The following is a 15,248-nucleotide window of genomic DNA, read 5'->3' on the forward strand; positions in this document are numbered from 1 at the left end:
GCGCATTCGATCCAGACGGCGACGATTTGATCTACTTTGCAGACAACCTTCCACCTGGAGCCGTTTTCGACTCGGTCGGCCAATCGCTACGCTGGCGACCGGGCGGTATGGACGCCGGGGAATACAAAGCCGTTACGTTGATTGTCAGTGATAGCTTCGTCGAATCGAGAGTCTCGTTCGATATCGTCATCGCCAACAACAATGTTGCACCGAAGATCGCACCGCTCGCAAATCGCACCATTAACGAAGGCGACGTGATTTCATTCATGTTGGTCGGTACCGACGAAGATGGTGATGCGCTCCGTTATTTGACCCCCAACGCACCTCCGGGAGCATTCCTGGATCCGAACATCGGTCTGTTTGAGTGGACGCCCGGATACGATCAACACGGCATCTTCGAAATCGATTTCTTTGCCGACGATGGCCAAACTCGCACCAAGCAGTCGGCGGTTTTGACGGTCAACAACCTGAACGGCCAAGTCGATTTCCCTGAGCTTGACGAGTTCGACATACTCGAAGGCCAAACGATCCAACTGCGAATCGCCGCAAGCGATCCGGAGTTCAGCGGCGTACCGACCGATCCGACGGTGACCGGAGAAGATTTCTTCGTCGACTTCGAAGGCTTGATTCCGCAGCTGACCTATACGCACGACACCCTCCCGGGCGCTGCGACTTATGACACCGAGCGACAAATCTTTACGTGGACGCCGACGTTCGACGAAGCCGGCTTGTACAAGTTCGATTTCACTGCCGAAGACGATGGCGACGGAACCGGATCGCCGACAACTGACACAGTTACGCTAACGATCAATGTGCAAGACGCCAACGGAGCGCCGGAAGTCAACACTATCGGCAACCAGACCGTTGCGATTGGCGAAACACTTGAAATTCCGATTGTTGCGGTTGATCCCGAAGGCGCGTCAATCGAAATCTCCGCACAGATCGGTCAAGCGACGCAGCTTCCCCGTTGGGCCACACTGACTGACAACGGCAACGGAACCGGAACCCTTTCGCTAGCACCACAGCCAGGCGACCGAGACGATTACCTGGTCACCATCACCGCAAAGGAAGCCGCTGGTACGCTCGACCTGCAAGGGCAAACTCAATTCATTCTTCAGGCCACAAGTGAAAATGGACCACCGTTCATGCACTCCGTCTTCGATGCCGTTCTGGTTCCCGGCTCGCCGTATTTGCTACCCTTGTTCGTTACCGATGCCGACCAGGATCCGCTGGCATTCAACGCATCCGGATTGCCGAGCGGCGCATCGTTGACTCCATCGACCGTCTACGGCGAAGCCAATTTCGCATGGAATCCGACGGCCAGTGAGATTGGTACGCACACGATTACATTCGAAGTAACCGACAGTGGCAACAACGGTGCGGCCGCACCGCTTAGCACATCGCACACGATCACGTTGACTGTCCGACAATCAAACATCCGTCCCGACCTTGATGCGATTGGTGCCCAAACCGTTGCTGAGGGACAAACGCTTTCGCTACAGGCATTCGCCCGTGATGACGATGGCGATACGGTTCATTTCACTGCAGACCTTGTCAACGGAACCGCAACCGGACCGTTGCCGACGGGTGCTCAGTTCGATCAGGCGACTGGACAGCTAACTTGGACACCCAATTCGACTCAAGCGGGCGACTATCGCATCCGAATAACCGCTAGCGACGGAGCCGGTTCGCGAAGTGATGACGTCTTGGTAACGGTCACCAACGTCAATCAGGCTCCCGTCTTTTCGACGTTGCCACAACTCTTTGGCCGCGAAGGAGAACAGCTTGTTTTCAGCGTAAATGCAGGCGATGCCGACGGAGAGCCGCTTATCTACGCATTCACGGGTGTGCGACCCGACGGTTTCCGATTTGATCCCACCTCCCGAACGGTCGCTTGGGACGTCGATTTCGAGTCCACAGGCAATTATGTCCTTCCGTTCTTGGTGACCGATCCTTCGGGCGGGCAAGATACATTGCACGTCCAGGTGCAAGTGCTTCCGACCAATCGCGAGCCAGAATTAAACGCACCGACACTGCGCAATGCTCAGATCGGCGAGCTATTTGAAATTCCGATTGTCGTAACCGATGCCGACGGCGATACCGTTACACTCTCCGCAACCGACTTGCCGGCCGGTGCATCGATCGACGGAGACAACGTGTTGCGTTGGGAACCTCAGGGATTCCAAGCGGGCCAGCACACTATTCGCCTGATCGCCGACGATGGGACACTGCAGGTTCAACGCACCATCACACTGGTCGCAAGCTTCAACCCCGTCGGTCCCAAGGTCACGATCGTCACCACGCCCAGTTTCCCAGCGACACCGGGTCAAGAAGTAGTTATTGAACCGATTGCCGATAGCGATGTGCTACTGCAGTCAACGACTCTGGTTATCAACGGACAATCCGTCACGCTGGACGAACTCGGGCGCGGCACCTTTGTCGCCAATATGCCGGGTCGTTACGAAGTTTCCACGACCGTCGTTGATATCGAAGGCCGCCAAACCGTAGTCACTCAGCCGTTGTTTATTCGTGATCCTGGCGATCGCACCGCACCGCGCATCGAGATCACCGAGTTTACTCCGCCAGTCGTCACCGGCATGCGTGACTTGATGTTCGATATCTTCGACGAAGGACTGGCCAGTTACACCATCGATCTCATTCCCAGGGGCGGCGGAGCGGCGATCACACTCAGAGAGGGAACGACTAGTATTGTACGTCTTGTGACGTTGGACCCAGAACAATTCAAAAATGGTTTCTACACGATTTCGATTGCCGCCAGCGACTTTGGTGGACTGACTTCGACCCAGACATATGACATTGAAATCAACTCGGCTACGAAGACGGCAGCGGTTCAACGAAGCACGACGGATCTGTCGATCACACTTGCTGGTATCAACGTCGAATTCTCGCGATATTATGACTCACTGGATTCCATCCCCGAAGGCTTCTTCAACACACCGTTGATCGATCCGCAAATCGCACTCGGAGGGGACACAGCAAGCGATTCGTTTACTGCGATGCCTGCGGGAACGCGGCTGTATGTCACACTTCCCACTGGCGAGCGTGTCGGATTCACGTTCCAGCCCGAAGCAATCACCACGGGAATTGAAACTTATCGTCCGGCCTGGGTTGCCGACGGCGACGTGAACTGGGGATTGGAAAGTTTCGATCGAACAATTCAACCGGTCGACGGAAAGTACTATATCGTTGGCAGCGGGCTGCCCTACGTTCCTGCCGTCGCAAACATGAGTGTCGACGTCTTCACGCTTGTCGCGCCGAACGGACAACGATACGGGTTCCGAACCGACGGTGAAAGCATCGGCGGTTTCGACTACCGATTGAACCGCATCACGGCCACTGACGGCAGCACATCGGTGCGTTATACCGACAGCGGATTTGTCGCGCCCGATGGCTCGCGGTTGGATATCGTTCGCGACGGGTTAGACCGCATCAATGAACTGGTCGGCAGCGACGATCAGCACATCGTCTATCGCTATAACGCCGAAGGTCAGCTTTCGACCGCGATTGACGTCGTTAGTGGCGACCGAACATTCTACGGTTATGACGATGAAGGCCGGCTGAACATCGTCGCACCTTCTTCAACCGATGGGACTCATTTCACATATGACGACGACGGAAAGCCCCTACCCACATCGTCAGTCACACCGCACCTTGGTGGAACGCGTTCAGTCTTCGGCATTCCGCTGACCGGAACTCTGCTCGCTGGCGAAACCGACCGCTATGCATTCACGATCACGGAAGGTGAATTGCGCAGCAGCGCGACCGCTACGATCACGATCGGTGTCGAAATCGACTCGGCTGACTTCGATCCGAACTCAGCCGCTGTAGATAGCTTCAACACAGGATACGAATTCACCGAAGCTGGGCGTAGTGTTGCACTCTTTACGATTAACCGATCAGGAACGCATGTGCTGACCATCTCCGGTTCCGCAGCGGGTGCCTATTCCGCAGAGATTTACTTAGTCGGCGATTCCAATGGTGATAGCGTTGTCGATGGCGCAGACTCACAAACAGGTAGCGACTTCGATCGCGACGGTGACATTGATGCTGTCGACGACGCGGCATCAGCTAGCAACTTTGGCTTTGTCGCCCGTCAACGCCCCAGCGGTTCTCCGCGGGATGTCTTCATCAGACCTGGGCAAAGGCTTCCAATTTCGACCGACGAAATATTCGTATCCGACGAAACACATCTGACCTATATCGTTACTTCTGATGGGACAGAGATCGGCGCAGAAATCGATCCCGTTACCAATTCTCTGCTGATTCGCACCTCATTGGATTTCGTTGGCCCCTCTTCTGTGTTCTTGGTCGCGGACGATGGGGTCGAACGATCTTCTCAAGTCGAGATAAAGCTTGATGCCAACGGTGTTTCCATCGCCGACGTCCGACTGCTGGAAGATCGCGAAGCGATTGACTTGGGCGAGAGGTCACGCGTGGAGTTGGCCGTCACCTATACCGACGGTTCAAGTGACATTGTGTCGTCGCAGGAACTTGGCTTCGTCAGCTCTGATCCGAACACCTTGGAAATCAAGGACGGCCATCTGCGCGGCTTGGCGGACGGATTTGCTTACGTCGAGGGTTCAGTTGCGGGACAAAAACTCGTAAAGACTGTCCTGGTTGGCCTCCCAACTGACGTCAACACGCTTGCCACTTCATTGCTGAACATACAGGCCTACCCCGCTTCGGTCGTACTGCCGCCGCAGGATTCGCGTGATATCGTAATCCTCATCGACGGCAAACGTCTTGATTCATTGGACATGCCCCAAGAAACCGTTTTTATCACTTCGGATCCGTCGGTAGTCACCGTTGATTCTGTTGGTCGCATTAAGGCGGTGGGGACAGGAATCGCAGAAGTCATATCAGTTTACCGTGCAGGACTTTCCCGAACGCAAGTACGAGTCGCCGAACCGGTGGCGGGCAAAGTTGAAATCGACACGAACGGTGGAGTCGTGGGCGATGCGACTTCCGGGTTCGTCTCGATTCCGGCAGGTGGATTTAGAACTCCGGCCTCTGTCGAATTGTTAACACGTCCGATCGAGCAGGTTGCCGACGAGGTTGGCGCTGGATTTGTAGCTGCTGCCGCATTCGACCTTGATTTCAGCGGTGAGTCGCTAAGCATTCCCGCGCAAGTGGCGGTACCGGTTGATGGGCTTAGCGCGGGCGAACCGGTGTACTTCATGCGTCGGGAGACGTTGATTGATGCAGACGGTAACGAATCGGTAATTTTCGTGCAGGACGACACGGGAGTTGTGGGTGACGACGGCCTCGCTAGAACATCGTCACCGCCCTCGGAAGGCATCAATCGTCAGGGCCCGTACATCGTTATGGCAGCCGAAGATGATCAGGATCTTGTCCAAGTTGATCTCGGTCTTAGCATCATTCGCGGTGACTTTACGAATGCCGAATACGGAATCGTTGCCACGCCAACGCAACTGGGAACCGAAGCAATGCCTGTTTCTGTCCCGTTTGCCGGACAGGTCTTCCTGTCACTCGGTCGTACACTCTTTGTGCCTCCCATCGAAACACAATTCGATATTTGGGTCCGTCGTGACGGGATCGCGCAGAAACTTGTGTCACATACGTTTGACGTTGGAAACCAAACTCAGTTTGATTTCACCATCGATGGTGATCCAACCGACCTGGTGACCGATGACGGTTATCCGATAATTGAAAATGCTCGTATCATTCACGCCATAGAAGACGAACCCACAAAGATTCGTCTGGAGGGCCGCAACTTCTTTGTTGAATCGCGTCAGGGCATCCTTCCCGTTCAGCAAAGTGACGTGCGTGTTACCTTCGTACGTGGAATTCTGGATTCGTTCCGGTTGGAAAATGATAAAGATGATCCGGATGATCTTGTACTGCCAGCTTCTAGTTTCGAACTCAACATTGACTCGGATCCGCATTCTATCGAGTTCGCTGCGCCGAATGCGGTTCCGATTTCGTCGTCGCTGATCGTCGTCTCTCGACCTCGACGAACCATTGGTAGCGACAAAGACGATCCCGCCGAACTGCTCGATTCCCGGCCGTTTCGCATCAGGGCGGAAAGCCGCCTGTCATTTGCGGCAGCCATTCAGAGTGGCTCCATTCTTGTGACCGAACGCTCGGCGGTCGATCAGGTCGACCGCGTCGCGCAACTGTCGGTTGCTCCGGAAGGGGCGCGACCGCTCCGGACCATTCTTTCCAACGACCAGGAACGCTTGTTCGTAACGCTGAGTGACCCAACCGGCATCGCAGTCTTCGACGCAAATACCCTTCTGCAACTTGATGCAGACGGAGCCTTGTTCGAAGATTTGGACGGCAACCCTGATACTACGGCAGACCTGATTCCCTTGCCGATTGGGGCTCGGCCTGACTTTATGGCGACCACTCCTGATGGAAAATATCTATATGTCGCGGACGGCCGGTTTGGCTCAATTTACGTTGTGGATCTGCGATTGGATTCTTTGACCTATCATCAGCATGTCGACACCATCAGCCTGCCTCTTTCACCCTATGGGATTCGCGGATTGGCAATTACGCCTGATGGCAAGTACCTAGCCGCAACGGCACCGGGACACCCGTTACATCGCGCGTCTGCTGGCCCTGGACACGTATTCGTGCTGAAGATTGGCGAAGACACCATTCAGTCCACGGACACCGAAGGCATCACTACCGAATCGGTGGTTCCCACGTCGCTCTTAGATCATATTTGTCGCGTCGGGCCCGAACCCTATGCTGTAGTAGCAACTGCAGATTCAGATACATTCCTTTTCACCGACCGCAGCCAAGAAGGTACTGCCTACAACGTGTTGCGCCGCAATACGAAGGGATGGTTCATTGACTCGTTCCAAGCAACGCTTGGCGAACGTATCGCGCTGAACAACAGCCTTAATGTGCGAGACCCGTTGGACGTCGAGAATCTGAATGATATTGAACTCATTCCTGGACGAACGGACTTTGCCTTTGTGTCCGGTTACAACGCAAAATTCCTAGACGATCCGTTAGTCAGGGCGGGTGGAAATGTTGGCATCATCGCGGACCCGCTGAATTTGACGGCTGAAGGCCCTCGACTGATTGCCGCCACCGAGCAGATCGAGCGTTCATTTCCGGACAATTTGGCGATCGGTGCCGATGGCCAGACGCTGTACGTGACGATGCAGGGGACGCGTGAGCAGCAGGCTTATGACATCGCTTCCATATTTGCGGTCATCGAACAGGCGAAGAAAGTCGGTTACGACCTGACCAAGAATTCTCTTGAGCGCGCTGCATTGGAGTTGTTCGACGGTAGCCGGGGAATCCTTGTTGCAAGAAACGCGACCGACCCGGCAAGCGCGCTTCGCGGAGTCGATGCGGTTCCGAATTCCTTGACACTTACCAGCCCCGTCAACGCAATCTCGGACTCTCAGCGCCCAACTTTTCAATGGAACGTTGGCGTGCCCAACGGAGAGAGCCGAATCTACGTTTCGGTCTTCCCTGCCGGGTCCGGACTTTTCCCACAGGACCTCGGGTCGGTAGATTTGAATCCATATCGAATCGTCAGTGGTGTATCGGTTACCGCTGACGAATTTGGGAACGCAACTTTCTCGCTTCCAGATTCATTGGAGCTGACCGCGGGTCAAAACTACTACTGGGGCGTTGAGGCATTCCAAAACGGAGGACGACGCAGTCGTCGAGACTCGACGTTCACCGTTCGCCCTGAGATTGTGACCCAGACAGATCGGTTCAACACCGTGACAGTCATCACCCATGGGTTCACGCTCGACCCGTCCGCAGCGCTCTCCGACGAACCGCTCGAAAACGCTCCGGAATCGTTTATTGAAATGGCGAAACTCGTAGCCCGCCGTGGCGGCGATGGAGTCGTCATGATCTACAACCGAGAGAAGGGCAAGTTCATTTCGCTTGACGGTCGCGAGCCGATACCAGGTCGACCGGTTGTTCTTGTCTCCGATTGGATCAAAGAGTCGGTGGTCAATGATTCTGGGTTCGCCGAGGGTGCAGCTGACGCCTTATTTGCGGCAATCATGGATTTCGACAAAGACAACGCTGGACGATTGATGAAGAGCCCGTTGCATTTCATCGGGCACAGTCGCGGAACCATCGTAAATAGTGAGATTATTCAGCGATTCGGAATTCATAAACAGGATAAGAACGACATCCAGATGACCACGCTGGATGCCCATGACTTGCCACAGAGGTCTCTCGACACGCCAGTATCTGCTGTCCAGCAGCTATTTACACGAATCAGTCGCGAGCTTGTAGGTGAAGTCTGTGATAGCCTAAATCCTACCATCCGAAGTCGAGTTGCTTGTTGGGTGAGCAAAGTGGGCGCCGATTTAGCGGTAGGGTTCGCTGACGCCACCGTTGTTGTCACCGATGTGATCGGATCACTCGCCGATCTAGAGTGGCTTCACTATGGCGAATTCCGAGAGCCGACCGTGCAGGTGTGGAACAACCTCGCGTTTGCAGACAACTACTACCAGGAGCTCGGCACCCATGCTCGGACTATCACACCAAACGGATTCTCCCTTCCTGCGGCATCAATCAATCAAAGGCTCCACGAAAACGACAAAGACGCAGAACAACCAATTGCCGGCCGTGCCGGATTTACTCAAGACGACTTCATCGGTACGAGCATTCAGGACGCTACCGGATTTGGCGGTGTAGCTGGGCCTCATAGTCGTGTCTGGAAGTGGTACGCCGGTACGATTGACGTCGGACTGCAAGACTTTGGTGGAGAGCGAGTTTGGCGTCGCCTGTATGACGCAAATTTTGAACGAACGGTGGGGCAGGCGATCTTCGCGGTCGACTACAACGAGACCCCGTGGTACCAAGCCTACGAAGGTGCCAAGAATGGCCCTGAAGACATCGGCAAGATTAGCGAAGGGATCGCAACCGGTTGGTTCTATAGCGCAGTCGGTGGAGGATCAGAGTATCGAGCCGATCTCGCAGGTTCGGTACCGGTTACCTACGACAACACGTTGGCGGACGACTACGCCAACGGCCAACGGGGACCAGCGGTACCGAGTCTGTTCAATGGGGATTTCGAGCAAGGAAATCTCCATCTGGGTCGTTTCAACCATGCCGAAACCGAGTTCGTGGGCCCCGAACGAAGGTTCCCATTTGGGCAATATGCGATCCCCGGCTGGGCATACCACAACGGCAACAAAGTAAGATTCCCCAAGGGTGCACAGTACACCGTCAACGAAAATGGTAACACTTCACTGCTACTTGGCGACGGTCTCGACGAAATTCGTCACAATCGCTTTTACGCGCCCGATGGCGGCTCTGGACTACGATTTGATCTATCGATTGTCGGCAGCGCGACGGGTAAGCTGACTGTCAGTGTCGAAACCGAACCTGGAAAGATGACACTGATAGACGATGTTAACCTAGCCGAACTAGAAAATGATCTCTTTGAAACCGTCTACTTTCCTTTCGATTTTGATGGAGTCTACTCATCCTTAGTATTTGCCATCGAGGGAGGCACGGTCCTTCTTGACAATGTCGAGATCATCGCCGGGGCTCGACTGGTCGACAATGATGGTGATCCGGACGATGGATATGCGAACCTGACCCCAATTCAGTCTGGTATTCCCGTCCAGGATATTGCAGAGGGGGAGACGAATTCGAATTCAAGCTTCTCCGATTTTGTTCTTGATAGTTCGTCAGACGACGTGACGACAAAGTTGCGACGTATCATTATCACTGGTGCCGGGTTGCTTGAGTCGATTGGGATTGGTGCTGGCGATGACGAGTTTTCTGCCAAAGTCGGTGAACGGACTGAGGAAGAGCGCCGGGTTGAAACGCTACGTGAAGACGCCACATGTTTCGTGATCTTCTTTGACGCCGACATTACGGATCGCGACCCGGGAACTTGCGAAATATTGAGTATGTTGGCAACGCCCGAGGAAACGCTGATAACATCCATTTCGTCGAAAGGTGACATCGATTTTGAAATTGCGATACGCGAACCATCGTTCCTTTCCGACAGTGGTTTCGAGTACGACGTTTACGCATCGTTAATGCAAGTCGAAGTGTTCTACATTGATGTTCCTAAGGATGGAATTGATTCGCGGCAGTCGACGCGTCGTTCTGTCTATTCCGCAAATGCGACATACACGAATGACGGCGACGTCTCCGATGGCATTCTCGATCTTGGGGATATCCCGGAGGGTTCGCAAAGAGACGTCAGAATCGCGTATACGTACCCCAAGCAAAAAAATCAGCTTGGAAGGTATCGCTTGCAGAAACCCGGCTCTAGAGACTTGGAAAATCTCCAGAATTTTGAGAAACCCACACGGGGCGACGGGACGAATGTGCCGGAAAGTTTCGATGTCTTGACCACCAAAGTGCTCGAGAAGCGAGTGACGCCTTATTCTGAGACCGTGCAATTTGAATTTTATCGCGCCAACGATGAGGTACTCGATAATGAATTCAGAAGAATACATGACGGATTCGTCTCGGAACTCCAAATCGATTTCAGCGTTTCCGGAAACTACGATATCCCGTTCCCGAAGGACACGATCGAGTCCGTAATAACGACTCTTCATGCAGGCGGGAACGAGCAAGTCAAGAATCTTTTCGGAGAAACCGCAGTCGATCTCGGCTTGCTACAAACATTTGTTACGAATACTCGTGAAGCGTTCAAGAGTGTTTATTCAGATTTCGAAAACGTGGAGGTCGTGAATGGCAATTCCGCGGGGAACATCTCCGTATCCGTAAAGGAAACGAACCCAGATGGTCAGGGTGCTCAAGAATTGTCAACCTACGTCTCTGGAGGAGTCGCTGATACTAATTTGGTAGTAAGTAGTACTACTGGCATGAAAAAAGGAATGGTTATTACTGGTACTGGATTTACCAGTGGTCAGAAAATAGTTTCGGTAACTGACGCAACAACAGTTGTAATATCTGCGGTAGCTGATACATCACCAAGTGGCACACTAACTTTCACATTAGCGCCCAAGCGTACTCTTGGGACCGCTCAAGTCGGATTCAAATACAAGGAATTTGACGACTTTGTTAAATCAATCCGGACCGAAGAATTATCCGAAACACAGTTAGTCGCTCGGATGGAAGAGGCAGGCCTTTTCACGGGAACTGGCGAAATCAACCTTTTCATGGATCGGATTTTTGCGAACGCATCTGATGTTGGCAAAGTAGCTTCCCGGCTTGGTTCTGTTCTTGCTCACGAAGTTGGACATGTCATCGGCTTGCTGGACAACTATACCGAGAAAGAACTCGAAAAAGTTCAGGAAGACCGCGACGTGACCAAGGCGGTCAGCGCCGCGGACAAGGTTACGCTAAAAGCGTTTGACCGTTTTAGCGGCACTGGTCTAATGCATGGAATCAATTTGGAATCGAATTTGCAAGGCGAAGCGTTCGACCGGTTTGAAGTTTACTTCGTTCAATTGGCAACTGCTGCGTCTCAACAAGAAGTCGAGAAAGCTCGAAGCGCGCTTCTGGTTGAAAACTTTTTCGGTGCAGAAAACCCCCTTGAGCTTCCGGACCACTACGTAACTATGGCTGGGGGGATATTGCTGAACTGGCTAGAAGCATCGACAATTCTTAGCGACCTTGCCTACAGCTTTAACATCAAGGGTAACCAAACCGTAAACATCCTACCGACTACGTCAGCGATCTTTGTCGATCGACAGCAGCCGATCAATTTACGAGATCCGAATGTCGATGAAATCAATGATAGCGACTTGCGAGTTGCAGTTCCGACGGAGGACCCGATTGGCGACGAGCAGATCTTCATTGGCAATTTCCAAGAAAGTCCCGACGAAGCCCTTGAAGAATTTGAAGCCGCGAGAGAACGAACCCTCAAGGAAGCTATCGGGGACTCGCTTGACCCTGAAGATACAAATTCACCTCCATCGCCTGAGGCAGAGGCAAGCCTGACGGCAGAGGAGTCGATCAGATACGAGTACCAAGCGGGCTCATTTGAAGGCGCAGCCGCCGATGAAGGATTCGGTGTTTACCTAATTGGATCGGGAACACCGATACCGTTCCAATACGTCGGTGCTCCGGGAAAAATCGATCGATATTACTATCGCCTTGGTGGACCCGATGCGCCGTGGACTCTTTCAGGGTCTCCCAATGTTCAGCTGAACTCCGATGACCTCCGCGACGGTGACAATCTCTTTGATATGGTCGGAATCATTGATGGAGTCCGAATCACACACGCGTCAACGGTCATTGTTGCAACGGAGCGCGTGGATTGGGAATTGGACCTACAGGACTCCACCGGCACGGTTTACGAAAATGCCGCAGTTCGTTTCCTGAGCGGGAATGTACCCGAAGACTACAAGCTTATTGGAAGGTTATCGGGTATTGACGGCCTAGAGCGAGCGGACGATTTGCCGAATTTGCAATTCCAAGAAACGCAATCAGAGATCCCATTCGCTTCCCTTACGAAAGTTGATGACGAAACATACGCTTTTGAGGCGGACGGTGGTCTGCAAAGTCTGGCTGCATCATCAGATGTGTTTGTCGAACTGGACGACATACCGCTTAGCAATAAGCAACCGCTTTACATCGACCCGATTCCACAATGGCTGGTCAACGCGAATACATCGATCGAATTCGTTGCCGCCAACGGTACCTATCAGATCGAATCGACGTTGCCATCTGCGACTCAGTTCAAATTGTCTAACGCGGTCACCGGCGCTGTCGAAACACTTTTCGGAGAGAGTGCGGCCACCTTTGTCGACGCCGGCATCGGTGTGCGAGCGGTCATTTCGATCAATCGCAACGAGTCGGGCGTACTGATTCCCGTTGATGCGCGACTAAGAATGCAAATCCTCGGTTCAGAAGTACTTGATTATGTCCGACCATTCGAAGACGACAAAGTTGCGTCGCAGATTCAACTTGATCCGCGATCGCATCTCCCGACACGCGGTCGAATCGTCGCGGGTCCCTATGCAATTCCGGAATTCAACTTCGATCCAGACCCACTTACGATCGCGAAAGGCGGCAAAATCGTCAACGCGCTCGGAGCTGCAATTCCGATCGACTTCGAGATCCAGGCAGCAATCGAGGCATCATTGCAAGGGACTTGGGCCGTCGGAGTCGGGCTTGAGAATGACGGTGGTGTCGTCAAACTCGATTCCGATCACACGTTCCTAAAGCTAAAAGCGGTCGGTCGAGCGACTGCCGCAGTCTCTGCGGAAGTAGGCGTACCGTTGATTGCGTCGGTAACTGGTCAACTGACTGTCGATTCGGAACTGCACGCGCACTTCGATGCCCGATTTGGTGGCACGATCGCCGAAGGAAGCCTTGTACTGGATGACGATTCGCCAAGCTTCGATCAGTCCTGGGCGTCAATCCAAGCATGCGGGACATTGAATCTGAAGGCACAAGCGATTCTACTCGGCTCAAGCGAGGCGGAATTTGGTCCGTACAATCTGACGAAGTTGCTTTCAGGTGGAGCAAACCAAGTAACCTTGTTTGGTGAAATACCTGAGAATTTCGCGGATCGCACCTGTAGTTTCGCCGCTCCGACGCTAATCACTCAGGAGCTGATTGAGATTGCGGAAGGATCGAACGGGGAACAGATTGAAATCGCCCTCTCCAAAACGCTGGGGCTTTCTCCGGAAGAAGCGGCAAATGTGCGCGTCAAAGTCGAACTGATCGAAAAGGCGGGACAAGTCGTTACTGACGGTGCAACGGCACTGGAAGACTTCCGAACGGGCGTGTTCTCGTCCACGCCGACATTGGGCGGAACGGTTAAGGATGGAATCGCAAGCGTTTTTGTAAGCGGTCTGATCAATGATTCTGATGCTGAAGGAGATGAAAGCTTTGTTGGCGTTGTTACATTGGAAGGTCTGCCTGAGGGTAAATCCGTCAAACCGATCGAGATCGAATTTGTCATCAAAGACGATGATGGCCCTCCGCCCGAGGGTGAGTCGCCCGCAGCTTCAGGTTCGCTTCCAACAAACGAAACGGACCAACCCGATGCTTTGTTCAACCCCTCGCTGCCTATTGCGGCTGAGCCGGTCGAATCGACCTCATCGCTAGTTTCAGAACAACCATCAACGCTAATAAGTTTCTCTGGAGAGGCCGAGCAATCAGAGACGTCAGCGACTTTCGCCGGTGAATCCACACCACTGCTTTCAGTATCGAACTCCGGCGACGTGTCTTGGACGACGATCGGTGATGTAGCGGTTGCTGATGGCATGGCTACGATCAGCGAAGACGTGGGAATGTTAAGCAGTCTTTCGCAGACATTCGTCGTTCCGGATGGAGCAAACACGATTACGTTTACACTAGGCGGTGTTTCGCTTGATATCGGTGGCTCGCATCCGCCGGAAGCATTTGAAGTTGCTTTGCTGGATTCGAATACGTCGCTCTCGCTACTGGATGAAATGCAGGGATTGCCAGGTGGCGATGCTTTGTTGAATGTGGGCGCAGACGGCGAAATCCGTTTTGCTGATTCGGTTCGCGTGTCTGCGGTTAGTTCCAGCGGCGACACGGTCAATCTAGCGACCGAGTCGATCGATGTGACAGTGTCGATTCCGGCCGAGGCCAGCGGTAAAACAGCGACATTGTATTTTGACCTGATTGGATTCGGCGATGACGCAAGTAGTGCCCAGGTCAGCAACATCGCGTTGGACGCGGTCAGCGCAATCACGTGGCAAAACCCCGTCAACCGATTCGATGTCGACGGCGAAAATGGAGTAACAGCAGCCGATGCACTGGCAATCATTAACGAGATGAGTGACATCACGGTCCATGACGTTCTCGATGATTTCAAGTTGTTCCCAATCACCGATACCGTGGGTCCACCACCGTTCTATGATGTGAACGGCGATGGACGGTTGACCGCTCTCGATGCATTGGAGGTAATCAACCGGCTGAACGAACAAGCGAATCCGGCACAACCCGAATGGCAGAATCCCGCATTGCGGTTCGACGTCGACGGAAAAGGGGACGTTACCGCAAACGATGCTTTGGCGATCATCAACGAATTAACCGACGCACGAATCCATAATCGCGCGACGGGGGAATTGCCAATGGTCTCCGACAATGTCTATCCCGCACCCTACGTCGACGTAAACGGGGACGGCAAATTGACCGCAGGAGATGCACTCGATGTGATTAACGAAATGACGCGGCGCAGCACAATGGAACCGGAATCGATCGACCAAGCCCTTTTGGACTTGTCGGAGCTTTAGATTCCTCTATCGCTCATACGTCCATGAATATTATCGGTCAGCGACATTCACTGGCGGGGAGAAACAGGC

Annotated in this window: 1 protein-coding gene (cut by a window edge); it reads left to right on the forward strand. The window is 53.4% G+C overall.

Going from position 1 to position 15,248, the window contains the following annotated elements; translation table 11 throughout:
• A protein-coding gene (locus CA13_RS16940) for a CARDB domain-containing protein (RefSeq protein WP_146398572.1) crosses the window boundary here: on the forward strand, positions 1-15,179 show its final stretch. The gene continues 15,907 nt to the left of window position 1, outside the view; only the last 15,179 of its 31,086 coding nucleotides appear in the window; the start codon falls outside the window, past its left edge; its stop codon occupies positions 15,177-15,179.
• Positions 15,180-15,248: the final 69 nt, after the last annotated feature.

Origin of the sequence: Novipirellula herctigrandis, assembly GCA_007859835.1 — a bacterium.
GTDB lineage: Bacteria > Planctomycetota > Planctomycetia > Pirellulales > Pirellulaceae > Novipirellula_A > Novipirellula_A herctigrandis.